The organism is Streptomyces polygonati, assembly GCF_042650325.1.
GTDB classification, from domain to species: Bacteria; Actinomycetota; Actinomycetes; order Streptomycetales; family Streptomycetaceae; genus Actinacidiphila; species Actinacidiphila polygonati.
Window position 1 is genome coordinate 1 of record NZ_JBHSBB010000018.1, and the last position, 24,550, is coordinate 24,550.

Genomic DNA, 24,550 nt, shown 5'->3' on the forward strand with positions numbered 1-24,550 from the left:
GCGCTGCGGTCGCCGCCCGACTCGCGGATGACCGGCGCGGACTCACCGGTGATGGCCGACTCGTCGACGGACGCGACTCCTTCGACGACATCGCCGTCCCCGGGAATGACCTGCGCGGCCTCGACCACCACATGGTCGCCGAGCCGCAGTTCGGCCGCGGGCACTTCCTCCTCGCGGAGCGCCGCCCCGGACCCGGCCGCGCCCCGGCGGTAGTCGGTCAGCCGGCGGGCGACGGTCTCGGTCCTGCTGCGGCGCAGCGTCTCGGCCTGCGCCTTGCCCCGGCCCTCGGCCACCGCCTCGGCCAGATTGGCGAAGACCGCGGTCAGCCAGAGCCAGACGGTGATCACCCAGGCGAAGACACTCGGGTTCTTGATGGCCAGCGCGGTGGTGAGGACGGCGCCGACCTCGACCACGAACATGACCGGATTCCTGGCCATGACGCGCGGATCGAGCTTCTTCGCGGCGTCCGGCAGGGAGACGAGCACCTGCTTCGGGTCGAGGAGGCCGCCGGAGACACGGTGCGGCTGCTGCGACTCCCGCCCCTGCTCCCCCGGGCCCGGCCCGTCCCCGTCTCCGTCTCCGGGTGGCGGCGGTGGTTCGACGCTGCTCGGAGGCATCAGTGCAGACCTTCCGCGATCGGACCCAGCGCGAGGGCCGGGAAGTAGGTGAGCCCGACGACGATCAGGATCACGGCGGTGAGCAGTCCGACGAACTGCGGGCGGTGGGTGGGCAGTGTGCCCGCGGTCACCGGGACCGGCTGCTGCTCGGCGAGCGAACCGGCGAGTGCCAGCACGAAGAACATCGGCAGGAAACGGCCGAAGAGCATGGCCAGAGCCGTCGCGGTGTTCCACCAGTTGGAGGTCACGGTCAGGCCGGCGAACGCGGAGCCGTTGTTGTTGGCCGCGGAGGTGAAGGCGTAGAGCACCTCGGAGAAGCCGTGCGGGCCGGAGTTGAGCATGTTCGCGCGTTCGCCGCGCAGCGACATCGCCACGCCGGCGCCGACCAGGACGATCGCGGGAGTGGTGAGGATGTAGAGCGAGGCGAACTTAATCTCCCGGGCGCCGAGCTTCTTGCCGAGGTATTCCGGGGTCCGGCCGACCATCAGACCGGCCACGAAGACCGCGATGATCGCCAGGACGAGGATGCCGTAGAGACCCGAACCCGTACCGCCGGGCGCGACCTCGCCGAGCATCATGTTGAAGATCGTCATACCGCCGCCGCCGGGGGTGAAGGAGTCGTGGAACGAGTTCACCGCGCCGGTCGAGGTGAGGGTGGTGGACGCGGCGAACAGGGCCGACGCCCAGACGCCGAGGCGCTGCTCCTTGCCCTCCGTCATCCCGTCCGCGAGGTGGCCGGCGGTGCTGCTGACGCTGTTCAGCTCGTTGATGGTGATGACGGTCACCGACGCGGCCCAGATCAGCGCCATCACGGCGAGGATCGCGTAGCCCTGGCGGCGGTCGCCGACCATCGTGCCGAAGGCGCGCGGCAGTGACACGGAGATCACCAGCAGCAGATAGGTCTCCAGCCAGTTGGTGAAGGCGTTGGGGTTCTCGAACGGGTGGGCGGAGTTGGCGTTGTAGAAGCCCCCGCCGTTGGTGCCCAGCTCCTTGATCGCCTCCTGCGAGGCGACCGGACCGCCGGTGATCGCCTGCTTGTCGCCCACCAGGGTGCTGATCTGGTGCGCGCCGTGGAGGTTCTGCACCGTACCGGAGGCGACGAGTGCGATGGCGAAGACGAGAGCGATCGGGAGCAGCAGCCGTACGGTGATACGGGTCAGGTCGACCCAGAAGTTGCCGACCCGGTCCGCGCGGCTGCGGGTGAACCCGCGGATCAAGGTGGCCACCACCGCGATGCCGACGGCCGCCGACAGGAAGTTCTGCACCGCCAGGCCCATCATCTGGACCAGGTGGCCCATCGTGGACTCGCCCGAGTACGACTGCCAGTTGGTGTTGGTGACGAAGGAGGCCGCGGTGTTGAACGCGGTGGCCGACGGGACCGCCCGCATCCCGATGGACAGCAGGAAGTGGTCCTGCAGCCGCTGGAATCCGTACAGGAACAGCACCGACATCACGGAGAAGGCGAGCACACTGCGCAGATAGGCCGGCCAGCGCTGATCCGCGTCGCCGTTCACCCCGCCGAGCCAGTAGACGAACCGCTCGCCGCGCAGATGCCGCGCCGAGGTGAGCAGATGGGCGATGTAGTCGCCCAACGGCCGGTACGACAGGGCCAGCGCGGCCACCAGCGCGAGGATCTGGAGCAGGCCCGCGAGAGTGTCGCTCACTAGAACTTCTCCGGGAAGATCAACGCCAGTACGAGAAAGACGAGCAGGAAACCGGCCACGATGAGGCCGACGATGTTGTCCGGGCTCACAGCCGTTCCGCCCTCCGGAGAAGGGGGGCGGTGACGAAGGCCGTATCTGGCATGCGTGGGACACTCCCGGAGGTCATACGGTAGGAAACGTGATGAAACGGCGCGGGTACAGAGCAGCACAGGCACGGTGAAACTTCCGGCAGCCTCACCGGGGCCGGGCGTTTACCGACCCTTACGCCGCAATAAGGGGTGCGCGACCGCGTCCGCATCCGTCGAGCGCCAACGGCCCGCCCCGACAGGAGCGTTCACCGGCCGGGACGACGGCGCCGGGCATCGGGCGCACCCCGGCGGCGCCGCAACACGGCGGGTGTCAGCGGCTGCTGGGCCAGCGGTCCGGCAGGCCCGTGGTCCAGGCATATGGTCGGACTTGGGACGATATGCCACGAAATCACCCGTTCGATCCCCTTAAGGGCGGGGGCAACTGGGGATGATCTTCGTGCGGAACCCCGGACGTCGCGTCCAATCGAGCGGGAGGCACATCCATGGCCGGAAGCAGGCCGAGAACGAACGGAAGCGTGGCGCACCGGATCATCGCCGACCACCTCGTCGAGGGGAGCATGGAGCCCGGCGAGGAGATCGGGCTGCGGATCGACCAGACACTCACCCAGGACGCCACCGGCACCCTGGTGATGCAGGAGCTGGAGGCGATCGGGCTCGATCGGGTGCGCACCGAGGTCAGCGTGCAGTACGTGGACCACAACATCCTGCAGACCGACGAGCGCAACGCCGAGGACCACGCCTTCCTGCGCTCGGCCGCCCGCCGCTTCGGCGTCTGGTACTCCAAGCCCGGCAACGGCGTGTCGCACCCGCTCCACATGCAGCACTTCGGCGTCCCCGGCAAGACACTCGCCGGGTCCGACTCGCACACCTGCGCCGCCGGATCGCTCGGCATGTTCGCGGTGGGCACGGGCGGCGTGGAGGTGGCGATGGCCATGGCCGGTCACCCGCTGCGGATCACCATGCCGGAGATCTGGGGCGTCCGGCTCACCGGCGAGCTGCCCGACTGGGTCAGCGCCAAGGACGTCGTCCTGGAGATGCTCCGCCGCCACGGCGTCAAGGGCGCGGTGAACCGGGTGATCGAATATCATGGCCCCGGCCTGGCCTCGCTGACCGCCATGGACCGGCATGTGATCGCCAACATGGGCGCGGAACTCGGCGCCACCACCAGCGTCTTCCCCGCCGACGAGGCGGTGCGCGACTTCCTGCGCAGCGAGGGCCGGCAGGACGCGTTCCGGGCGGTCACCGCGGACCGGGACGTGCGCTACGACCTGGTGGAGGAGATCGACCTGTCCGGTCTCGAACCGCTGATCGCCCGCCCGACATCGCCGGGCAATGTCGTACCGGTCCGCGAGGTGGCCGGTGCCCGCTGCGACCAGGCGGTCATCGGTTCGTCGGCCAATCCGGGTCTGCGCGACTTCGCCATGGCGGCGGCCATGGTCACCGGGCGGCAGACCGCGCCCGGTGTGAGCTTCGACGTCAATCCGACCTCGCGGGACACCCTCCAGGACCTCACCCGCTCCGGAGCCATGTTCGAGCTGATCGCGGCCGGCGCCCGCATCCACCAGGCGGGCTGCCTGGGCTGCATCGGGATGGGTCAGGCGCCGGCCACCGGCCGCAACTCCCTGCGGACCTTCCCGCGCAACTTCCCCGGCCGCTCCGGCACCGAGGACGACGCGGTCTGGCTCTGCTCGCCGGAGACCGCCACCGCCTCCGCGCTGACCGGCGCCATCACCGACCCGCGCGACTGGGCCGCGAGCAACGGCTTCGCCCGGCCGTCGGTGAGCGCGCTGGACAGGGAGCCGGCGGACAACGCGATGCTGGAGCCGCCGCTGCCGCCCGAGGAGGCCTCCCGGGTCGAACTCGACCGCGGCCCCGGCATCTCCGCCCTCCCCGACTTCGATCCGCTGCCCGACGCGATGGATGTGCCGGTGCTGCTGAAGGCCGGTGACGACGTCTCCACCGACGAGATCTCACCCGCCGGCGCCAGGGCGCTGCCCTACCGCTCGAACATCCCCAAGCTCGCCGACTTCACCTTCACCCGGATCGACCCCGGCTATCCCCGGCTGGCGGCGAAGCAGCGGGACATCGGCGGGAGCAGCGGACACGTCGTCGTCGGCGGCGACAACTACGGGCAGGGCTCCTCCCGCGAACACGCCGCCCTCACCCCGCGCTATCTGGGGCTCCGGGTGGTGATCGCCAAGTCCTACGCCCGTATCCACTGGCAGAACCTCGCCAACTTCGGCGTCCTGGCCCTGGAATTCGACGACCCGTCCGACTACGACCACATCCAGCAGGGCGACGAACTGCACTTCGAGGGGCTCCACGCGGCTCTCGCCCCCGACGCGGAACCCGGACTCGTCGTCCGCAACACCACCCGCCATCAGTCCTACGAGGTGCGTCACCGCCTGCCCGAGCACCGCCGCGCCACGGTACGCGCCGGAGGCGCCATCGCCGCGCTGGCCGCCGAGGTGTCCGGCGGCACGGCGGGCGGCTGAGGGGCTGAGGGGCTGCGCCGGGGCGGACGGTCTCAGCGGGTGACGACGACCTTGCCGGTGGTGCGGCCGGTCTCGACCAGCCGGTGCGCCTCGCGCAGGCCGGCGGCGGAGAAGTCGTCGACGGTCCTGGTGAGCGTGGTGCGGATCCGCTTCCGGTCCACCAGGGCGGCGACCTTCTCCAGCAGCCTCTTCTGCTCGATCATGTCGTCGGTCTGATAGATGGACCGGGTGAACATCAGCTCCCAGTGCCAGGAGATGCTCTTGGGCTTGAGCGGCAGCAGATCCAGTCCTTCGGGTTCGTCGATGGCGGTGATGTGCCCGAACGGCCGCACGATCTCGGCGAACGCCTCGATATTGCCCCGTGAGTGCGGGCTGAACAGATAGTCCACGCCTTCGGGGGCCGCCGCGGTGGTGGACGCGACGAGATCGTGGTGGTCGACGGTGTCGTCGGCGCCGAGCCGCTGCACCCACTCCTGGGACTCCGGCCGGCCGGCGGAGGCCAGCACGCGGACCCCGGTGAGTTCCTTGGCGAGCTGGATCATGATCGATCCGACGCCGCCGGCCCCGCCCAGCGCGAGCAGGGTGCCGGTGGAGTCGGCGGTCAGCCCGAAGCGGTCGAAGAGCGTCTCCCACGCGGTGATCGTCGTCAGCGGCATCGCGGCCGCTTCGGCGAAGCTCAGGGAGACGGGCTTGGCCGCCACCATCCGTTCGTCCACGGCCTGCAGGTCGGCGTTGGCTCCCTGCCGGGTGACGTCCCCCGCGTACCAGACCTCGTCCCCCACCGAGAGGGTGGTCACCTCCGGCCCGACCTCCTCCACCACGCCCGCCCCGTCGAAACCCAGGATCTTCGGGTCCTTGCCGTCCGCGAGGTCGGCCCGCGACTTCACGTCCGCCGGGTTCACCGATACGGCCCGGACCCGCACCAGGACATCGCGCGGCCGCAGCGAGGGAAGCGGCACATCGACGTCCAGCAGGCTCTCCGGGTCGTCGATCGGCAGCCCTTTGTAGGAGGCGATCGCGCGCATGGTGGTGGTCATCACGTGCTCCTTCGGACGGTTCGCCCCGTGGCCGGCGGTCGCCGGCGTCCTACCTCGTTCCGACTCCGTCCGGTCCACCGTGCGGCTCCGGACGAAACGGTGCCGACGACACCGGTCCGAGCAGAGGGGTCCGAGGAGACGGGTCCGACGAAGGAAAGTTAGCCTCCGCGCGGGCCGGGCGCCCGCGAGCGCGGCCGGACACGCCGAGGCCGCGGAAAACCCGGTGGAGCCGGGCCCTTCCGCTCCATAGGGTCGGCGGATGACCACTCGCATCTTCCGCGTCGCCGTCCGCGGTGTCTTCGACGGGCTCCGGCCGGAGCAGCGCGCCGAACTCCTCGCCCGCGCCGCGGAACACGACACGCTGCACGCGGCCTTCACCCCCGGCGGGCACCTCAGCTACGACCTCGCCGCCCGGTCGGCCTTCACCTTCCGCTTCCAGGAGTCGGGCGAGGCGGAGGAGGACATCCTGGCCGCGGCCGAACGCGCCGAGCAGGCGGCGAAGGCATGGCTGACCGAGCGCGGCTACGGCTACAAGAACCTGCGGTCCCAGGCCGAGGACCTCTCCCAGGCCCCCCTGGGCAAACGCCAGCGCCGCGCCGCGGCCCGCAAGGACGCCTGACCCCCAACGCCCGCTTCCGGCCACCCGCCCGGCAGGGGGAATCAGGACAACCCTCCCGCTTCCTCCACGGAGATCCAAACGACAGACCCTGGCATCGGCCTGAGCCGGGCGGCTCGGTCCGGCCCCGGACCCCGTGGAGGCACCTCTTGCGCGCCGGACACGTCATCTCCGCTCTCGCCGCCCTCGCCCTCGGCGCCGGCGGCCTGATCGCGGCGACCCCCGCCTCGGCCGGTCCCCAGCCGGGCGGCGCCGTGGACTGCGACTTCGCCGTCACCCACATGGGCGATCACTCGGGCTGGACCATCACCTGCTACCAGGGCTCGGGGACGTCGGCGGCGTCATGGCGTAGCCCGGCCCGAACACGGCGCCGGAGGCGAGGCTCACCCTGAAGATCCGGTGGCCCGCCTGGGCGGGCTGGGCCGCGCCTCCGGGGATCGGCGGGCTCGCTGGCTACGATCGGTGCGTGGCCTGACTCCGGCGCGCGGCAACGAGAGGAATCGATCCATGAACGACGGGACCGCGAACTATCCGGCCCACCTCGTCCCGGTCGGACATGTCGAGCCGGTGCCGCGGCGCGTTCGCGGCCAGGTCGGCGGCCGTACCGTCTTCGACACCCAGCGCGCCCTCTACCTCTGGGAATGGCCCGCCTATCCGCAGTACTGCGTCCCCGTCGAGGATCTGACCGACGCCGTCCTGATCGATGAGGAGCGGGCCGGGCGGCTGAGCCCCGGGCCCGCCCGGCGGCACAGCCTGCGCGCGGGTGGCGAGACGCGCCGCGGGGCGGCCTGGGTCTGGGCGGAGGGCGCGCCCAGCGCGATCGTCGGGACCGCCCGCTTCCAGTGGGAGGCCATCGACGCCTGGTACGAGGAAGAGGAGCAGGTCTTCGTCCACCCGAGGAACCCGTACGTCCGGGTCGACGCGGTCCGTTCGGGCCGCAGCGTGCGGGTCGAGGTCGACGGCACCGTCCTGGCCGACGCCCCGGGCGCCGTCATGGTCTTCGAGACGGGCCTGCCGACCCGCTACTACCTGGAGCGCACCTACGTGGACTGGACGCTGCTCCGGCCCGCGCCGCAGACCGTGACCGAGTGCCCGTACAAGGGCCGGACCAGCGGTTACTGGTCCTATGTCAGCGAATCGGGCAGCCACGACGACCTGGTCTGGGCGTACGACTTCCCGACCGTCGCGGTGGCGCCCATCGCCGGAAGGGTCGCGTTCTACAACGAGCGGGTCGATCTGTACGTGGACGGTGTCCTCCAGCCCCGGCCCGAGCCGCTCACCCGGGCCGACTGGGACAAGAAGCAGCGCGCCTGACCCCCGGATCGAGTGGAGTCACGGCTCGCACCGGCAGTTGAGCGCGGGTACCCCGAGCCCGGTACCCGCGCCGTCGCGGTGGCCGCCGGTTCAGAAGGTGGTGGGCGGGTTGACCACCGAGGTGGTGACGCCGGTGCCGGTCACACCCCACTTGGCGAAGATCTTGGCGTAGTCGCCGCTGGCGATCAGCTTGTTCACCGCGTCGCTGAGGGCTTTGGCGATCGGTGACTTCTTCGCGGTGACGAACCCGACCGGCGTGGTGCTGATCTGGCCGAGGTACTTGGTGTTCGGCACGTGCAGCGCCTCGTACTTCAGGCTCAGCGTCGGGCCGAAGTAGATGTCCACCTTGCCGTTGCTCAGGCCGAGGATGATCGGCGCGATGTCGTTGAAGTACTGCACCTTGTACGGGCTCTTGCCGGCCGCGGCGCACTTGGCCGCCCCGTCGGTGAGGATCTGCTGGAAGGTCGAGCCCGGACTGGTGGCGACGGTGTAGCCGCACAGATCGGTGAGGCCGGTCACCGCGTCGGTCTTGATGTCCTTGGCGCCGAGGAAGGACTGGCCGTCGTTGAGATAGGTGGCGAAGTCGATGACCTGCTCGCGGGCCTTGGTGGCGCCGAAGTTGTCCTGCCCGACGTCGTACTTCCCGTTCTGCACACCGGGGATCACGGTGGGGAAGGTGCCGTACCGCACGTCCCAGGTGACACCGAGCACCTTGCCGATCGCGTCACGCAGGTCGATGTCGAGGCCGACCGTCTTGCCGCTGGTGTCCTGGCCGCCGTGCGGCAGGCCGGAGGTGCCCACGACCCGGCTGGTGCCCAGGATGACGCTGCCGCGGCTCTGGATCTCCTTCGGCAGTTCCGCTCTCAGCGCCGGGTCGGCCTGGATCGCCGAGACGACGTCCTCGGTCGGGATCGCCGTCGACCCGGCCCCGGACGCAGCGGACGACGACGAGGACGAAGAGGACGACGAGGACGCGGCCGGCGCGCTGCCCGACGGTTGCGCGTCGGCCGTGCCGGAACCGGAGCCGCAGGCGGAGAGCAGGGCGAGGACGGCGGCGGCGCCGGTCGCGGTAAGGGCCGTACGGGACAGGGCCGTACGGGAGACGTGGCGGGCGGGGCGTCCGTCGGTCGTCACGGTCGTTCCTTTCCAGAGGTGACAAGGGCAGGGATGGCACAGGGTCGGCGGGTGCCGGCGGGTGCCGACAGGCAAGGGGGTAGCGCGAAGGGGCGGAAACCGCTGGCGAGGGTGGGAGGGACGGGAGGGAAAGGGGCGGCGAAGGTGTCAGAGCACCGCGGCGAGGAAGGCGCGGGCCCGCTCGTGGCGCGGATTGGCGAGGACCTCCGCGGGCGGGCCGGACTCGATGATCCGGCCGCCGTCCAGGAAGACCATGGTGTCGGCGACCTCGCGGGCGAAGCCGATCTCATGAGTGACCACGATCATGGTCATCCCGCTGTCGGCGAGATCCTTCATCACCGCGAGGACCTCACCGACCAGCTCCGGGTCGAGTGCGCTGGTGGGCTCGTCGAACAGCAGCAGTTCCGGTTCCATCGCCAGCGCGCGGGCGATGGCGACGCGCTGCTGCTGGCCGCCGGACAGCTGCCGGGGGTAGGAGCCCTCCCGGCCGGCCAGGCCGACCCGCTCCAGCAGTTCGCGGGCCCTGGCGGCGGCCTGTTTGCGCGGCACGCCGTGCACCGCGATCGGCGCCTCGACGATGTTGTCCAGGACGGTGAGGTGCGGGAAGAGGTTGAACTGCTGGAAGACCATGCCGACCCGGGCGCGCTGCCGGGTGATGGCGCGGTTCCCCAGTTCGTGCAGCCGGCCGTTCCGGTAGCGGTAACCGATGATCCCGCCGCCCACCTGGACGAAGCCGGCGTCCGGCCGCTCCAGGTGGTTGATGGTGCGCAGCAGGGTGGACTTGCCCGATCCGGAGGGGCCGAGCAGGACGGTGACCTCGCCGAGGCGGATGTCGAGATCGACACCGTCCAGCACCAGGTGCGTGCCGAAGCTCTTGCGCAGTCCCCTGATCCGTACCAGGGGCTCGGTGGTCTCCTCGGTCATGACAGCCCCGCCAGTTCCTTGCCGGTCCGGCCGAGCAGCGGCACATTGCCCCGGAAGAGCTGCCAGAAGCCCTTGCCGCCGCCGCGGTTGGTCCCCCGGGCGTAGTAGCGCTCGACGAAGAACTGCCCGATGGACAGCAGTGTGGTGAGGATGATGTACCAGAGTGTCGCCACCAGCAGCAGCGGGATGATCAGGTAGTTCTGGTTGTAGATCAGCTGCGAGGAGTAGAGCAGGTCCTGCACCGCGATGACGCTGACGATCGAGGTCGCCTTGAGCATCCCGATCAGCAGATTGCCCGAGGCCGGCACGATGGCCGGCATCGCCTGCGGCAGCACGATCTTGCGGAAGATCCGCACGCTGCCGAGGCCGAGCGCCTGGGCGGCCTCGGTCTGGCCGTGGTCGACGGACAGGATGCCGCCCCGGACGATCTCCGAGGAGAAGGCCGCGACATCCAGGCTGAGTCCGACGTACGCGGCGAGGATGCCGCTGAACAGATGCGCGGTCCGCACCGTGACGAAGGCGTGCCCGAACGGGATGCCGAGCGACAACTGGGGGTACAGCGAGGCGAGTTCGTACCAGAAGAGCAGCTGCACCAGCGGCGGGACGGAGCGGAGCAGCCAGACGAAGGCGAAGCTCAGCGAACTGAGGACCGGGTTGCGCGACAGCCGCATCGCGGCGACGCCGATCCCGAGCAGATAGCCGGTGGCCATCACCGCGGCGGTGAGCCAGAGCGTCAGCTCCAGCCCGTGCACGATCGACCCGTTCAGGAAGTAGTCGCCGACGGTGCCCCACTGGAACCGCTTGTTGGTCAGCACCGTGTTGACCAGCATCGCGAGGAGCACCAGCACGGCGAGGGCGGAGACCCACTGGCCGGGGTGGCGCAGCCGGACCAGCTTCGCGGCCAGCAGTTGCTCGTCGCTGGGGCGGCCGGGGGCAGCCGGTGGGGGCCCCTCGGGCGTCGGGGGCGGTGGTTCCGGCGCGGTGGAGGTGCGCGCGGAGATGTCAGGGCTGCTCATGGCGGTGTGCTTTCCGTCCCATGGGAGCGCGGCACCGCGCCGTGGACGGCGGCGTGGTGACGTGCGGGGTGGGGGCGTGGCCGGACGACGGGAGACGTGCGGTAACTCGGCGCCGGTTACGGCGCGGGCACGGTCAACAGACCGGGGATATCCCCGGACACAGTGCGCTGCTCACCCGGAGCAGGTCGACGTGGCGCCGGGCCACCATGAGCTGGGCGAACCCGCGCGGACCTGACGTGCCGCCGTTGCCGGAGCGTCGTACCTGCATGCGGATCACCTCGCCATCCCCGGGCCCCAGCGGGCCTCGCGCTTGCGGGACGTGTCCGTCCCGCCGGGTTGTCACCTGGAGCACCCCACCGCGTCGGGGGGTCGCTGGTCAGCCGGCCAGGGCTTGAGGCTGACGCTCATAACCAGGATTCACGCTAACCGCTCAGTGAGCTTTGGGCAATGCCCTGCATTCCGACGGGCGTTCGGTGACGGCGGCTTCACCAGCGGTGAACGGCCCCCGACGGGTGGGCGGGCGGACCGGTGGCACGCGGGGAGGGCGGCCGGAAGGAGGAGGGAACTACGTGGCCGGGCAGCGAAGTTGATGTGGGAAACTGTTGCCAGCCAGTCGCAGGTGGGGGGCGCCGCGGCGGCAGTCGAGAGGAGCGCAGCGTGACGCAGAACGGCTTCCGCGCCGAGGAGATCGATACCAGCAGGCCGCATCCCGCGCGGATCTACGACTACCTGCTGGGCGGCAAGGACAATTACGAGGTCGACCGCGAGGCCGGCAACCAGCTCGCCTTCGCCGCGCCCGAGGTGCGGATCGGTGTGCGGGCCAACCGCGCCTTCCTGCAGCGCGCGGTCCGGTATGTGATCGGCAGCGGCGTCCGGCAGATCCTCGACGTCGGCACCGGGCTGCCCACCTCGCCGAACGTGCACGAGATAGCCCAGGAAGTGGCGCCGGACGTACGCATCGCCTACGTCGACAACGACCCGATCGTGAACACCTACGCCAACGCGCTCCTCAGCCCGTCCGGCGCCACCAGCATCGTGCTCGCCGATCTGCGCGACCCGCGGGCCATCGTGGACCACCCCGAGGTCCGCCGGGTCATCGACTTCGGCGAGCCGGTCGCCCTGCTCCTCGTCGCCATCCTGCACTTCCTGACCGAGGCGGAGCGGCCCGAGCAGGTCGTCGCCACGCTGCGCGACGCGCTGCCGGCCGGCAGCTTCCTGGTGCTCTCGCACGCCACCGGCGACTTCGCCGACCGCACCGAGGCCCAGGCGGTCTACAAAAACGCCACCGCCACCTTGAACCTGCGCTCCCACGCCCAGATCGAGCGGTTCTTCGACGGCTTCGAACTGCTGGAACCCGGCCTGGCCCAGGTCCCCTTCTGGCGCCCCGACACCCAACCGCCCGCCCGTTCCCGCGAGATCGGCTTCTACGGCGGCGTGGCCCGCAAGACCGGCTGACCCCGCAGCGCGCCGTTCCGGGACGGGAGGCAGATGAACGAGGGAATCATCAGGATCGGTCCGGCCGGCGATCCGCCCGGCGCACAGCCTCCCGAGGACGAGATCGGCGCCTTCGTGGCAGGGCCGCCGTTCATCTGCCGCGGTCCGTCCACCGCCGTGATCGTGCCGTGGATCCAGGTCTTCTCCACCGGGCTGCTGGTCATGATCGACGTGCGCTTCCGCGCCAGTGCCACCCCGGAATCCGCAAGGCTCGAACTGCGCCGGATCATGCACGGCGACGACGAGCCGATGCCGGGACGCCTGCATGTGGAGATCGGATATCCCGACGGCACGATCACGCGGAACCTGCGCGGTCCGGAGCGGCCCTCGCCGGGCTCGCGCCAGCGATCCGCGCTGCGTCTGGGCGCCATGCAGTCAGGGCCCCGTTGGGAGCTGGTCTACTGGGTGCGTGGACTGCCTACGGGTGGGGCGGCCGAGCTGAGGCTCGGATGGCCGGACCGGCAGGTCGACTTCGCCGGATTCGGGATTCCGGCCGCGGCGGTCGGAGCTGCCGTGCGGCGCGTCCGGAATCCCTGGGGATGACGTCAGCGGCGGCCTGAGGGGGGTTTGGCGGCGAAGACCCATCGGTTGCCCGCCAATGAGTCGTTCGGTTCGGGGAGCGGGCCGCGGCCGTGGTGGCGGCTGAACTCGAAGGGCGTACGGACCGAGGTGGACCAGCCCCTGTCCGTCAGATCGCCGGCCGAGTCGGGGCGCGGGTCGGGGTCGAACAGCGCGAGCAGGTCGACCCCGATCTGGGCTTTGGTCGAGGGGTAGAGCGGATTGTCGTCCCTGCTGAGTTTCACTTCGCAGCTGTATGTGCCGCCCCCGGCCGTCAACCGGTCGACGGTGGCGATGAGTCGGCGCTCGGCGGCCGGGGGAAGGTAGAGCAGCAGTCCTTCGGCCAGCCAGGTGCTCGCGGTGGCCGGGTCGAACCCGGCGCCGATGAGCGCGGCGGCCCAGTCGGTGCGCAGATCGGCGGCGACCGGTATGCGTGTCGCCCGGGGAGCGGCCCCCATCCCGCCGAGCACACCGCGCTTGAAGGTGAGCACCTCCTCGCTGTCGATCTCGTAGACGGAGCAGCCGGCCGGCCAGTCGAGCCGGTAGGCCCGCGAGTCCAACCCCGCCCCGAGGAGGACCACTTGGCGGGCGCCCGCGCGGGCCGCGCTGAGCAGCACATCGTCGAAGACCCTGGTGCGCAGCGCGAAGTAGCGCGCCAGCCGCCCCCAGAGCGGGTTCGCCTCCCCCTGCGGGACCTCCTGCGGGCGGACCGGCCAGCTCGCGGACGCCGGCGCGGCGCGTACGAAGTGCTCCGCGTAGACATCCCGCGCCAGGGCGTCCGCGCGGTGGGTCTCGATCGCCCGGGCGGCGGCGACCATGAGGGCGGTCAGGCCGACACCCCCCTTGATCCCGGTGTTCCGCTGCTCCGTGCCGGCCATGCCGTCTCCCCCTTCGTCGTCGCGGCTCGTCGTCAAGGTCCTGGTCTTCCGGCCTTCGTCCTGGAGCTGCCCTGCCGGCGCCTTCGTGCCGGAGCCACCCGGCCCGGCGGCGTACTCAGCCCACCGGGTCCCCGACCAGATGGTCGCCGGGGATGCCCGCCTTGTCGGGGGCGTAGTAGTCCTTGATGCCCTCGACCCAGGTCCTCACCTGGATCCGGTCGGCGTCGGACGGTCCGAAGGCGTCGAACAGCGCGTCGATGTTCGGGCGCTCGAAGCCGATCGCCGTCATCAGCGAGACGAAGAGCGGGCGTTCGATCAGCCCGTCGCCGTCCGGGTCCCCCAGTGCGCCGAGCGACTCGGCGAAGTCGGCGATCGTCGCGTCGAAACGCTCGGGCGACAGTACGCAGGCGGTGTACTCGTCGAAGCTCACCCGGCCGTCGTGGTCGGCGTCCAGTTCGGCGAGCAGGGTCGTCCAGTACCGCCGGAAAGCGGCCTGCATCGCGGCCTTGGCCGGCTCGTCGGAGTCGCGGGCCGCCAGATTGACGCGGCCCGCCATGAGGGTGAAGTCGTCGGCGTCGAGATATCCGTTGCCGTTGGCGTCGAACAGGGAGAAGACGAGTGCGACACGGCTGATCGCCTCTTCGCGCATGGGTCGGTCACCTTTCTTTCACTCACCGGGGAAGCGGAGTCGGTCTGGCCGTTCCACTGTCCGGCCGCCGTCCGGCGGAACGCCCCGCCAGCGGGCCCAAGGCACCTGAAGGTGTGAACTGCGCTCATATGATGTTTACTTCACCGGCAGACGCTCGGCCCAGCGATCCCGCACATGGCCGGGCGGCGAGGGGCGAGGGGCGGCTACGACGGCCGCTCACATGACGTCCTCCAGCCGGATGGGCAGCCTGCGGTGGCGGCGGCCGGTCGCGTGGTGGAGGGCGTTGGCGATGGCGGGGGCCACCCCGACGAAGGCCACCTCGCCGGCTCCCTTGACGCCGAGCGCGTTGAGCCGGGGATCGGGTTCGTCGATGAAGTCGACCTCGATCCGGCCGACATCGGCGTGGACCGGGATGACGTACTCGGCCAGGTCGGTGTTCAGGAAGCCGCCGTAGCGCGGGTCGGGCTCGCTGCCCTCGCGCAGCGTCGCGCCGATGCCCCACACCACACCGCCGCGCACCTGGCTGAGCGCGGTCACCGGGCTGGCGACCCGGCCGCAGTCCACGACGCTGACGACGCGGGAGACGCGGACGCGGCCGGTTCCGGGGGTGACCCGGACCTCGGCGAAGTGGGCGATGAAGCTGAAGGCCGAGAAGCCGGGGTACTCCGGCCCGGCCGGGGCGGACAGACCGGCGTGCAGCCGGTCCAGGGCCTTGGCGGACTGCGCGGCGGCCCGGGTGACGGCCTCGACCACGATCCGCGGCCGGCCGGTCGCGGCGACCGCCGCGGCCAGGTCGACCGGGCCGGCGTCGGGTACGCCGAGCCGGTCGCGCAGCAGCCGCAGCGCCGCGTGGACGGCGGGCAGCGCGGTGGCGGTGCCCCAGGATCCGGCGGTCAGGTGCTGCGGCACCTGCCGGGTGTCGCCCAGACCGACCCGCACCGCGCCGGCCGGTATCCCGAGGTCGAGGGCGATCGTACGGGCCACCGCGGTGCCCAGCCCCTGGCCCATCTCGTGCCCGGTGACGTCGACGCCGACCCGGCCCTCGGCGTCCGCGCTCAGCCGGGCCACCCCGGGCGCGGCGGAGGCGCGGTAGGCGCCGGCCGCCACTCCCCAGCCGACCGCGGTCCCGTCCTCGTCGCGCATCGACCCCGGGGCCGGTGTGCGGGCGGCCCAGCCGAACAGCTCGGCGCCGCGCCGCAGGCACGCGGCGAGATGGCGGGAGGAGAAAGGGTTCCCGGTGACCGGGTCGACGGCGGTGTCGTTGGCCAGCCGCAGTTCGACCGGGTCGCGGCCGGTGGCGCAGGCGATCTCGTCGACGACCGACTCGAAGGCGAAGGTGCTGACGTGCTCGAAGGGGGCACGCATGAAGCCGGGGGTGGGGACGTCGGTCCGGGTCAGGTGCTGGGTGCCGCGGAAATGGCCGATGCCGTAGAGACGGGAGGTGACGGCGGGGTAGTCGGAGGCGAACAGGTCGTGCCGGGAGGTCTGCTGCCGGGTCTCCTGGATGGCGGCGGTCAGCCGCCCCGAGGCGTCGGCGCCCATCCGGATCCGGTGCCGGCTGGCCGGGCGGAAGCTGGCGGCGAGGAAGGTCTGGCCGCGGGGCATGACGAACTTGACCGGCCGGCCGAGCCGGGCGGCGGCCACCGCGAGCGGGGCGACATGCGGCTGGAGCCAGGTCTTCTGGCCGAAGCTGCCGCCCACCTGTGGGCTGATGACCTCGATCCGGGCCGGGTCGAGGCCCAGCACTCGGGCCAGGCCGTGCCGTACGGCGCCGGTGTTCTGGGTGCACTCGTGGACGACGAGCCGCTCGCCGTGCCATTCGACCACGGTGGCCAGCAGTTCCATCGGGGCGTGGTGCTGCGGGGCGAAATCGAACATGGCGTCGATCCGGACCGCGCTGGCGGCGAAGGCCGCGTCGGCGTCCCCCACCTCCAGGTCGGCGAACCGCGCGACGCGGCCCAGCTCCGCCCCCTGCGACACGGTCTCGGCCCCCTCGGCGTCGAGGGTGACCGCCACCGGTTCGGCCAGGTAGCGGGCCTCCACCAGCCGGGCCGCCTCGACGGCCGCCAGCAGGGTGTCGGCCACCACCAGTGCGATGGGCTGGCCGCGGTAGGCGATCCGGTCGTCCAGCAGCGGTTGCAGGCTCTGGAACCCGTAGCCGGCGCCGGTCATCGGGAAGCCGGGCGGGCGGACCCGGTCCTGGTCCAGCCGGGTGAGCACCAGGCGTACGCCGGGGACGGCCAGGGCGTCCTCGGTCAGTACCTCGACGACCCGCCCCCTGCCGATCGTGGCGGTGGCCAGCATGGCGTGCAGCAGGCCGGGCGGGGCGTGGTCGCCGCTGTACCGGGTCCGGCCGGTGACCTTGTCGTAGGCGTCCACCCGCCGGGGAGCGCCGGGCGCCGGGCCGTTCACGCGGCGGCCCGGCGTCCGGCGGCGTGCAGCGCGTCCGCGACGGTGCGGACGCCGAGCGCCACCTTGTAGCCGTTGTGCGTGCCGGGGCGGGCGCCGGCCAGCGCGGCCTGCCCGGCCTCCTCGGCGGTGTCCACGGTCAACGGACGGTCCAGCAGGGTCTGTTCGGCGGCGTGGGCGCGCCAGGGGCGGGTGGCCAGGCCGCCCAGCGCGATACGGCAGTCCCGGACCGTCCCGTGGTGGTCGAGGCGGACGGCGGCCGCCACGGACACCAGGGCGAAGGCGTACGACTCGCGGTCCCTGACCTTGTGGTAGACGGAGCCGCGCCCCGTCGCGGTGGCGGGGACCCTGATGCGTACGACGAGTTCGTCCCCGGCGAGGTTGTGGTCGCGCTGCGGTGTGTCTCCCGGTTCCCGGTGCAGCGCGGCCAGCGGGATCGTCCGGGCGCCGCGCGGCCCGAGCAGGTCCAGTTCGGCGTCGAAGGCGAGCAGCGCCACCGCCCAGTCCCCGGGATACGCGGCCCGGCAGGCGTCGCTGGTGCCCAGGACCGCGTGGCCCCGGTCCAGGCCGTCGCGCGCCGCGCAGCCGCTGCCCGGCCGGCGCTTGTTGCACGGGAACGGCGGGCCGCCGCGGAAGTACCCGCACCGGGTGCGCTGGAGCAGATTGCCGCCGACCGTGGCGCGGTTGCGCACCTGCGGGGAGGCGGCCTTGGACAGGGACTCGGCCAGTGCCGGGTAGTCGCGGCGCAGGACCACGTCCTCGGCGACATCGGCCATCAGCGCGCCGGCCCCGAAGAGGAGTTCGTCCGGCCCGGCGGTGTCGAAGCCGGCCAGCTCCGCGAGGCGGTGGACGTCGACCACGGCCGCCGGCCGCTCCACACCCAGCTTCATCAGGTCGTAGAGCGTGGTCCCGCCGGCCAGCACACGGGTGCCGGGTCCGCCGGCCGCCAGTGCCTCGACGGCCTCGGTGAGGGTGGCCGGCTCCGCGTAGCCGAAGGGTCGCACCGGCTCAGTCCTCGCTGCCCGCGCGGGCGGCCTGCCGGACCGCGGCCAGGATCCCGGCGTAAGCGCCGCAGCGGCACAGATTGCCGCTGAGATACTCCCTGATCTCGTCGTCGTCACGGGTGTGGCCCTCGGCGAGGCACGCCACCGCCGACATGATCTGGCCCGGGGTGCAGTATCCGCACTGGAGGGCGTCATGCTCGATGAAGGCGCGCTGGACCGGGTGCGGGGTGCCGTCGGGTCCGGCGAGCCCCTCGATGGTGGTGACGGCCCGGTCCCGTACCTGGACCGCCGGGGTCAGGCAGGACAGGACGCGGCGCCCGTCGAGGTGGACCGTGCAGGCCCCGCACTGTCCGTGGTCGCAGCCCTTCTTGGCACCGGTCAGTCCGAGCCGCTCGCGCAGCACGTCCAGCAGCGACTCGCGCGGGTCGAGCGGCAGCAGCACCGCCTCGCCGTTGACCGCGCAGGCCACCTCGACGACCTCGGCGAACCGCGGTCCGAGTTCCGTCGCCGCTGACGTCTCCCCTGCCATGGACTACCACCCTGACTCTCGTACGGAAGGTCGGAGGCGCCGCAAGTGCCGTACGTTCCGGCGCTGTCGGCGCTGTCGGCGCTGTCGCCGGTTCACGGATCGCGCCGCGGCACAGCGCCGAGCGTGTCGACCAGCGCTGTGACGACGCGTTCGAGGATGGGCCGGGAGGTGGCGAAATTGAGCCGGACGAAGCCGCGGCCGGCCGCTCCGAACACCCGCCCGTCGCTGAGCGCGATCCGTCCGTGCCGCAGCAGGTGCTCCGCCGGGTCGTCGAGCGGCAGGCCCCGGCAGTCGAGCCAGGCCAGGTAGGTGGCCTCGGGCGACCGGTGCCCGACGGCGGGCAGTTCGCGGTCCAGCACGCCGGCCAGGAAGCGGCGGTTCGCGTCGAGATAGCCGACGAGTTCCCGCCGCCAGGGGTCGCCCTCGGTGTAGGCGGCGATGCTCGCGGCGATACCGAGGGTGCTCGCCCCGTGCCGGCGGTGGAAGGGCACGGTACGCCAGCGCGCCACGTCGCCCTCGTTGCTCAGCACCGCCTGGGCGCACTTGAGGCCGGCCAGGTTCCAGCCCTTGGAGGCGGAGGTGAGCGTGACGGTGTGGGCCGCCGCCTCGGGCGAGACGGAGGCGTAGGGCACGTGCTCGTGCCCGGCGTAGGTGAGCGGCGCGTGGATCTCGTCGGCTATCACACGGGCGCCGGCCTCCGCGACGGTGCGGCTGAGGGCCAGCAGTTCGCCGGAGGTGAGGACCCGCCCCGAGGGGTTGTGCGGATTGCACAGCAGTACGGTCCCGGCGCCGGCCGCCAGCGCCGCCCCGATCGCCGGGAGGTCCAGCGCGGGCCGTCCGCTGTCGGAAGTCAGCGGCACTTCGACCACCTGCCGGCCCTGCGCGGCGGCGACCTCGAAGAACGGCGGATAGGCCGGGGTCGGCACCACGACGGCGCTGCCGGGGCGGCTGTAGAAGTCGATGCCGAGTCCGATGCCGGCCAGTACGTCGGGCAGCAGGAAGATCCACTCGGCCGGGACCGGCCAGCCGAAGGTCCGGCCGAGCCAGTCGGAGCACGCGACCGGCAGCCCGGTGCGGATGTCGCGCAGCGGGTAGCCGGTCTCGCCGCGCTCGACGGCGTCGTGCAGCGCCCGGCGGACGGCGGGCGCGAGGGGGAAGTCCATCTCCGCGATCCAGGCGCCGAGCACGCCGGCGCCGTGCCGCCCCCATTTCAGGGTGCGCCGGCTCAGGAGCTCCTCGATCCGCACGTCGTCGAATCCGGGCGGGACGGGCGGCGCGGGCGGGCGCACGACCTGGGCGGGCGGCGCGGGCGCGGGCGCTCCGCTTGACTCGGCCGGTGCGTCGCGGCCGCCCGGCGGGCTCTTCGGCATTCCCCTCCCCTCCCGGATGTCGCTGGTGATGTCGGCGGTGGTGCCTCAGTGGTGGAACAACCGCAGCCCGGTGCGGACCAGTTCGATGCCGTGCTCCGCGCAGGCCGCCTCGACGTCCGCGCTGCGCCGGGCGCCGCCGCCCTCGACGATGTGGCGGACGCCGTGCCGGGCCGCCACATCGACGTTGTCCCGGAACGGCAGGTAGGCGTCCGAGGCGAGGGTGCACGGTGTGCGCCCCGGCAGCCAGTCCCGTTTCTCCTCGGCGTCGAGCGCCCGGGCCGGCTGCGGGAAGGCGGCGAACGCGGCGGTCTCTTCGGGAGTGAGGTCGCCCTCGACCAGCCGCATCACGCCGTTGACCCGGTCCTGGAGCGAGCCGCCGTCCGGAAAGCGGGTGGCCGCCACCAGCGGATGGCGCCGCAGCCGCCACCGGTCGGCCTTCTCACCGGCCAGCCGGACGCAGTCCACCCGGGACTGCTGGCCGGTTCCGACGCCGATGGTGGCGCCGCCCGCCACGTACACCACCGAGTTGGACTGCGCGTGGCGTGCCGCGATCAGCCCCAGGACGGCGTCGCGGCGCACATCCGGGGAGAAGGGGACATCCTCGCCGAGTGCCCGCTCGTCCAGGACGAGCGGGTCGGCGTCCTGCGTGATGCGTACGCCGAAGACGTCCCTGACCTCCTGTTCGGGCGGCTTGTGCGCGGGGTCCATCCGCAGGACGAGGAAGGCGCCGCGTTTCTTGCGGGCCAGCACCGCCAGCACCCCGGGCTCGTAGTCCGGCGCGATGACGCCGTCGGAGACCACCCGGGCCAGCAGTCGCGCGGTGGCCATGTCGACCGGCTCGGACAGGGCGACCATGTCGCCGTAGGAGGAGCGCGGATCGCAGTCCCGGGCCCGGGCGTAGGCGCTCGCCAGGGCCGAGGTCGTGTCCTCCAGCCGGAAGGTCGCCCGGGTCACCGCGTCGAGTTCGCCGGCGACGGCGGCCCCGGCCGGGGAGACGTGCTTGATCGACGCGGCCGCCGGCCGCCCGAGGGCGTCGCCGGCCGCCCGGACGAGCTGCCAGCCCTGCAGGGCGTCCAGCAGGTTCAGCACGGACGGGGCGCCGGCCAGCACCGAGAAGGGCAGCGGCCCGCCGTCGGGTGTCGTCGCCCCGGCCGCCGCTTGTTGCGGGTTGAGGCCGTATCGCAGTCGAAGGCTGGTGTGGCCGCTGGACATGCGTGCTTCTCCCCTGCCGACATCGGATGGTCCGCCGGACCGGTGCCGCGGCCGTTCCGCCGGCCGCCGGCCGCCGACTGCCCGGCGCGGACGTGGCGGCGGAACGGCCGCGGGGGCGGATCTCCGGCCGGCGCGCTACCGAACGCGCGCCCGGCTTCCGAAGACAGCGCCGGCGCGACACCGCACGCCGGGCGGGAATCTCCGGGCCACCTTCGGCCGCCGTAATGGACCCTCGTTGGGAATTCGGTTGGTACGGGATGCCCAGGGTGCCACCGGTTGTCGCCCGGCGGCTACCCCCGATAGTCCTACTGTCGTTTCTATCGGGGCGACACCTTTCCGCTATCGTCCGTTTTCGCCAGCTTGGTCGGATTCTGGGGATGGCCGGTATTCATCCGCCGGAATTACTCTCGGCGCACTCCGGCCGGGCGGCCCGGAAATGATCGACGTCTCCTTGCCTCGGCGTCCCGCCCCTGGCTACGATCATCAGTCCGTGCGCCGGTGCCCGGAATGGGCGGACGGCCGATAATTCTCCACACGAGGGCCGCCGAAGAAAATGACGTCCGATCTCCCCGGCGCCTCCGCCGGGCCGCACAGCCCGTCCTGGTCATGGACCTGGTGGTCGCGGTTCTCGCTCGTCTACCTCTGCGGGGTGCTGGCGGCCACCGGCCTCGGCAAGATGGCGCCGGTCTCGGTGCAGATGCGGGCCTCGCTCGGCCTGTCCCTCGACCGGATGGCGCTGGTGACCAGTTCGATCACGGCGGTCGCGGCGCTGTTCGGCATCCCGGTGAGCTATCTCGTCGGCCGGCTCGCGCTGCGCTGGGCGCTGCTGGGCGGCTGCGTCGTCATGGCCGGTGCCGGGTTCACGGAGTCGCGCGTGCACCATTTCGGGCCGATGATCGCGACCCGGCTGGCGGAGGGCGTCGGGTACGTCGCCGTGGTGGTGGCCGCCCCCGCGGTGATCATCGCGATGGGCGACGGCGTACGGCGGATCACCGCGCTGGCGGTCTGGGGCACCTTCTTCCCGGTCGGCCTCGCGCTGGGGCTGTTCGCCGGCGGCCTGGTCTCCTCGGCGATCGGCTGGCGGGGCTGGCTGGCCGTGCAGGCGGGCACGCTGATCGTCGTGGGGGCCGCCGCCGTCGCCGCCCTGGGCTCCCCCGGCCTGGAGGACGCCGCCGCCCCGGTGGCCGCGCCCGAAGCGGCCGGCCCGGCGGGGGCCAGGTGGCCCACGCTGCGCCGGCCGGTGCTGCTGGCCCTGGGCTTCGCCACCGCCAGCGGCACGATCGTCGCGGTCGTCACCTTGCTGCCGACCTATCTGCACGAGTCGCTGGGCGCGTCCACGGCGACGGCGGGGACGCTGACCGGGGTGGTGTCCCTGACCGGCACGGCCGGCGGCTTCCTCAGCGGCTGGCTGCTGCGCCGCGGGGTGCCGGCCCGTCAGGTCTTCGCGGCCTCCCTGCTGATGCCGCTGGGCACGGCGCTGGCGTTCCTGCACTCCGGCGGGATCGTACTGAGCGCGGTGGGCGGACTGCTGGTCGCGCTGGCCAACGAACTCGTGGTGGCGGCGGCCTTCGCCACCATCCCGACGGTGGTGTCCACCCCGGCCGACATCGGCCTCGCCAACGGCCTGCTCGCCCAGATCGGCAGCCTCGGCTCACTGGCCGGACCGCCGTTGGTGAGCCTGGCCCTGCTGGTGGCCGACGGCTGGTGGGCCGTCGCGCCGACCGTCCTGGTGGTGTGCGCGGCCGGCACCGTGCTGCTGCGCGCGTCGGTACGGCGCCCGGCCGTCTGAGCGCCGGCGCGCGGCCGGCCCCCGTCGAACCCGCCGTCGAACCTGCCGTCGAACCTGCCGTCGAAGCCGCCGTCGAAGCTCCGGTCGAATCGGTGATCGAACCCGCGCTCGAACTCGTGGTCGGAGAGCTCCGCTTCCGGCTGACCGAATACGATCCGTGGACGGCGCTTTACCGGTCGGGCCAGCGAACGATATGAGCCAGAAGATAACCCGCTCAGTGACAGTATTGCCCTCGACCGGCACGCGAGTATGCTGAGCCGCGTCAGCACCCAGGCACATCGGACATCATCCTTGTGCCGGTTCATTGCACATCTTCGGCGATCATCAGCGATCATTCATTGACGACCATCCCGTATACGGCCGTGACGCCGTTGCGTTGAGCAGCCGCAGTGGCTGCGGAATTGTCATCGAGCGCTCGGAGGCGGTGACAGCTTGTGCCTCATTTGGATTCCGGGTCCACCGAAAAACTGCGCGCGGAAACCAGGGAATGGCTCCGTACCCATTGGCGCGACGACCTGACGATCGGCGCGTGGTGGGGAATGCTCGCCGAAGCCGGTTACGCGTTTCCCACCTGGCCGGTCGGATGGGGCGGCCTCGGTCTGCGCCGCTCGGAGGCCCGGCCGGTCGCCGAGGAGATCGCCCGGGCCGGCGCAGTCGGCCCGCCGGGCGGGGTCGGTCAGATGGTGGGCGGGCCCATCCTCATCGAGTACGGCACGCCGGAGCAGCGGCGCCGCTGGCTGCCCGCGCTGGCCGCCGGCGCGGAGTCCTGGTGCCAGTTGTTCAGCGAGCCGGGCGCCGGGTCCGATCTGGCCAGCCTCCAGCTGCGCGCCGAACGGCACGGGGAGCGCTGGCTGCTGAACGGGCAGAAGCTCTGGGCCCGCGAGGCCGAGGGCGCCGAGCGGGGGCTGGCCCTCGCGCGGACCGACTCCTCCGTGCCCAAGCGCGAGGGCATCACCCTCTTCGTCGTCGATCTGGACCAGCCGGGCGTCGAGGTGCGGCCGATCCGGCAGATGAACGGGCGGGCCTCGTTCAACGAGGTGTTCCTCACCGATGTGGCCGTCACCCCCGACCGGGTCGTCGGCGAGATCGGCGGGGGCTGGCCGCTGGCCCTGGCGAGCGTGTCGTACGAGCGCGCGGAGGTCGGCGGCGCCGGGGTGCTGCGCCCCACGCGGATCGCCGCGCCGGGCCACCGGGCCGGCGGGCTCGACCGGAAGATCCGCGAACTGACCGAGCGGGCCCGGGCCGACGAGCGGCGCGAACCCGCGGTGCGCAAGCCCCGTACGCCCGCGGCGCTGATCGCGCTGGCACTGGAGGTGGGCCGCTCCACCGACCCGCTGGTGCGCCAGCGGCTCGCCGCCGTGCACGCGATGGCCGAGGCCGACCGGCTGCGCAACCTGCGGCTGCGCTCCGCCCGCCGGCAGGGCCGCAAACCCGGGCCCGAGGTGTCCCTCGGCAAGCTCGTCGGCTCCGAGGTCGGCCGCCGGGCCCGGGACATCGGCCTGTCCGTGCTCGGCGCCGAGGGGATGCTGACCGGTGCGGGGACGACCGGCGGCGGGGCGTTCCAGCAGATGGCCCTGTCCGTCCAGTCGCTGTCCATCGCCGGCGGGACGGACGAGATCCAGCGCAATCTGGTCGGCGAACGCGTCCTGGGGCTGCCGCGCGAGCCCGAGGCCGACCGGGATGTGCCGTTCCACCACCTACGGGTGGGAACCCAGCAGGAATGACCCGTCCGGCGGGACGCGCCGGCGGCAG

The 24,550-nt window shown here is 72.2% G+C and carries 23 protein-coding genes and 1 riboswitch; of the genes, 8 read left to right on the plus strand and 15 right to left on the minus strand.

Features of this window, described 5'->3' with window-relative positions:
* The 3 genes from ACFO3J_RS25275 to kdpF form a co-directional block, all read right to left on the minus strand.
* Positions 1 to 617, minus strand: a 617-nt coding sequence (locus ACFO3J_RS25275; protein WP_449343654.1) for a P-type ATPase, incomplete at its 3' end; no start/stop codon positions are given.
* Positions 617 to 2,281: a potassium-transporting ATPase subunit KdpA gene (gene kdpA, locus ACFO3J_RS25280; RefSeq protein WP_386433530.1), complete on the minus strand. Its 1,665-nt coding sequence runs from the start codon at positions 2,279 to 2,281 to the stop codon at positions 617 to 619. The genes kdpA and ACFO3J_RS25275, both read right to left, overlap by 1 nt.
* Entirely contained in the window at positions 2,281 to 2,370 is a 90-nt protein-coding gene (kdpF, locus tag ACFO3J_RS25285; protein WP_386433533.1) for a K(+)-transporting ATPase subunit F, read from the minus strand. Before kdpF ends, kdpA begins: the two co-directional genes overlap by 1 nt.
* Before the next feature lie 482 nt (positions 2,371 to 2,852).
* Here kdpF and ACFO3J_RS25290 point away from each other — a divergent pair, with 482 nt between their 5' ends.
* Complete coding sequence (locus ACFO3J_RS25290; protein ID WP_386433536.1) at positions 2,853 to 4,865, plus strand: aconitate hydratase; 2,013 nt, start codon at positions 2,853 to 2,855, stop codon at positions 4,863 to 4,865.
* A 32-nt stretch (positions 4,866 to 4,897) separates the two neighbouring features.
* Here ACFO3J_RS25290 and ACFO3J_RS25295 read toward each other — a convergent pair whose 3' ends face one another.
* Positions 4,898 to 5,902, minus strand: coding sequence for a zinc-binding alcohol dehydrogenase family protein (locus ACFO3J_RS25295; RefSeq protein ID WP_386433539.1), 1,005 nt, complete (start codon positions 5,900 to 5,902; stop codon positions 4,898 to 4,900).
* 259 nt (positions 5,903 to 6,161) lie between these two features.
* Between ACFO3J_RS25295 and ACFO3J_RS25300 the strand changes: the two genes are divergently transcribed.
* The 3 genes from ACFO3J_RS25300 to ACFO3J_RS25310 all read left to right on the plus strand — a co-directional run bounded on the left by ACFO3J_RS25300 (position 6,162) and on the right by ACFO3J_RS25310 (position 7,832).
* Positions 6,162 to 6,521 (plus strand): DUF6204 family protein, encoded by a 360-nt coding sequence (locus ACFO3J_RS25300; protein WP_386433541.1) that lies wholly within the window; start codon positions 6,162 to 6,164, stop codon positions 6,519 to 6,521.
* A gap of 146 nt (positions 6,522 to 6,667) precedes the next feature.
* Positions 6,668 to 6,910, plus strand: coding sequence for a hypothetical protein (locus ACFO3J_RS25305; RefSeq protein WP_386433544.1), 243 nt, complete (start codon positions 6,668 to 6,670; stop codon positions 6,908 to 6,910).
* A gap of 115 nt (positions 6,911 to 7,025) precedes the next feature.
* Positions 7,026 to 7,832: a DUF427 domain-containing protein gene (locus tag ACFO3J_RS25310; protein WP_386433547.1), complete on the plus strand. Its 807-nt coding sequence runs from the start codon at positions 7,026 to 7,028 to the stop codon at positions 7,830 to 7,832.
* 90 nt (positions 7,833 to 7,922) lie between these two features.
* On the opposite strand, the gene ACFO3J_RS25315 is transcribed toward ACFO3J_RS25310, so the two are convergent.
* From ACFO3J_RS25315 to ACFO3J_RS25330, 4 genes are all read right to left on the minus strand, one after another.
* Positions 7,923 to 8,966 carry a transporter substrate-binding domain-containing protein gene (locus tag ACFO3J_RS25315; RefSeq protein WP_386433550.1) on the minus strand — a complete coding sequence of 348 codons (1,044 nt, stop codon included), beginning with the start codon at positions 8,964 to 8,966 and terminating at the stop codon, positions 7,923 to 7,925.
* Positions 8,967 to 9,113: 147 nt separating this feature from the next.
* Complete coding sequence (locus ACFO3J_RS25320; RefSeq protein WP_386433553.1) at positions 9,114 to 9,890, minus strand: amino acid ABC transporter ATP-binding protein; 777 nt, start codon at positions 9,888 to 9,890, stop codon at positions 9,114 to 9,116.
* Positions 9,887 to 10,906 (minus strand): amino acid ABC transporter permease, encoded by a 1,020-nt coding sequence (locus tag ACFO3J_RS25325; protein WP_386433556.1) that lies wholly within the window; start codon positions 10,904 to 10,906, stop codon positions 9,887 to 9,889. Before ACFO3J_RS25325 ends, ACFO3J_RS25320 begins: the two co-directional genes overlap by 4 nt.
* 133 nt (positions 10,907 to 11,039) lie before the next feature.
* Positions 11,040 to 11,174: a putative leader peptide gene (locus ACFO3J_RS25330; protein WP_386433559.1), complete on the minus strand. Its 135-nt coding sequence runs from the start codon at positions 11,172 to 11,174 to the stop codon at positions 11,040 to 11,042.
* Between the two features lie 33 nt (positions 11,175 to 11,207).
* Positions 11,208 to 11,318: riboswitch (SAM riboswitch) on the minus strand.
* A 245-nt stretch (positions 11,319 to 11,563) separates the two neighbouring features.
* Between ACFO3J_RS25330 and ACFO3J_RS25335 the strand changes: the two genes are divergently transcribed.
* On the plus strand, positions 11,564 to 12,361 hold the full coding sequence (locus tag ACFO3J_RS25335; RefSeq protein WP_386433562.1) for an SAM-dependent methyltransferase: 798 nt from the start codon (positions 11,564 to 11,566) through the stop codon (positions 12,359 to 12,361).
* A 33-nt stretch (positions 12,362 to 12,394) separates the two neighbouring features.
* Entirely contained in the window at positions 12,395 to 12,943 is a 549-nt protein-coding gene (locus ACFO3J_RS25340; RefSeq protein ID WP_386433565.1) for a hypothetical protein, read from the plus strand.
* Between the two features lie 2 nt (positions 12,944 to 12,945).
* Here the strand turns inward: ACFO3J_RS25340 and ACFO3J_RS25345 are convergent, their stop codons facing one another.
* The 7 genes from ACFO3J_RS25345 to ACFO3J_RS25375 all read right to left on the minus strand — a co-directional run bounded on the left by ACFO3J_RS25345 (position 12,946) and on the right by ACFO3J_RS25375 (position 21,009).
* Positions 12,946 to 13,836 (minus strand): SAM-dependent methyltransferase, encoded by an 891-nt coding sequence (locus ACFO3J_RS25345; RefSeq protein WP_386433768.1) that lies wholly within the window; start codon positions 13,834 to 13,836, stop codon positions 12,946 to 12,948.
* Between the two features lie 115 nt (positions 13,837 to 13,951).
* Positions 13,952 to 14,485, minus strand: coding sequence for an EF-hand domain-containing protein (locus tag ACFO3J_RS25350; RefSeq protein WP_386433568.1), 534 nt, complete (start codon positions 14,483 to 14,485; stop codon positions 13,952 to 13,954).
* Positions 14,486 to 14,701: 216 nt separating this feature from the next.
* On the minus strand, positions 14,702 to 16,897 hold the full coding sequence (locus tag ACFO3J_RS25355; protein ID WP_386433571.1) for a xanthine dehydrogenase family protein molybdopterin-binding subunit: 2,196 nt from the start codon (positions 16,895 to 16,897) through the stop codon (positions 14,702 to 14,704).
* Positions 16,894 to 17,898, minus strand: a complete 1,005-nt coding sequence (locus ACFO3J_RS25360) for an FAD binding domain-containing protein (RefSeq protein WP_386433573.1) — start codon at positions 17,896 to 17,898, stop codon at positions 16,894 to 16,896. Before ACFO3J_RS25360 ends, ACFO3J_RS25355 begins: the two co-directional genes overlap by 4 nt.
* Before the next feature lie 4 nt (positions 17,899 to 17,902).
* Positions 17,903 to 18,427 (minus strand): (2Fe-2S)-binding protein, encoded by a 525-nt coding sequence (locus ACFO3J_RS25365; protein ID WP_386433576.1) that lies wholly within the window; start codon positions 18,425 to 18,427, stop codon positions 17,903 to 17,905.
* Positions 18,428 to 18,519: 92 nt separating this feature from the next.
* Positions 18,520 to 19,797, minus strand: a complete 1,278-nt coding sequence (locus ACFO3J_RS25370) for a MalY/PatB family protein (protein WP_386433579.1) — start codon at positions 19,795 to 19,797, stop codon at positions 18,520 to 18,522.
* Positions 19,798 to 19,842: 45 nt separating this feature from the next.
* Positions 19,843 to 21,009 (minus strand): phosphoribosylaminoimidazolecarboxamide formyltransferase, encoded by a 1,167-nt coding sequence (locus tag ACFO3J_RS25375; RefSeq protein WP_386433582.1) that lies wholly within the window; start codon positions 21,007 to 21,009, stop codon positions 19,843 to 19,845.
* Positions 21,010 to 21,562: 553 nt separating this feature from the next.
* Here ACFO3J_RS25375 and ACFO3J_RS25380 point away from each other — a divergent pair.
* Together ACFO3J_RS25380 and ACFO3J_RS25385 are read left to right on the plus strand one after the other, a co-directional pair.
* Positions 21,563 to 22,798 carry an MFS transporter gene (locus tag ACFO3J_RS25380; RefSeq protein WP_386433584.1) on the plus strand — a complete coding sequence of 412 codons (1,236 nt, stop codon included), beginning with the start codon at positions 21,563 to 21,565 and terminating at the stop codon, positions 22,796 to 22,798.
* 434 nt (positions 22,799 to 23,232) lie between these two features.
* The gene (locus tag ACFO3J_RS25385; RefSeq protein ID WP_386433587.1) at positions 23,233 to 24,522 is read left to right on the plus strand and encodes an acyl-CoA dehydrogenase family protein; all 1,290 of its coding nucleotides are present in this window, start codon (positions 23,233 to 23,235) and stop codon (positions 24,520 to 24,522) included.
* Positions 24,523 to 24,550: the final 28 nt, after the last annotated feature.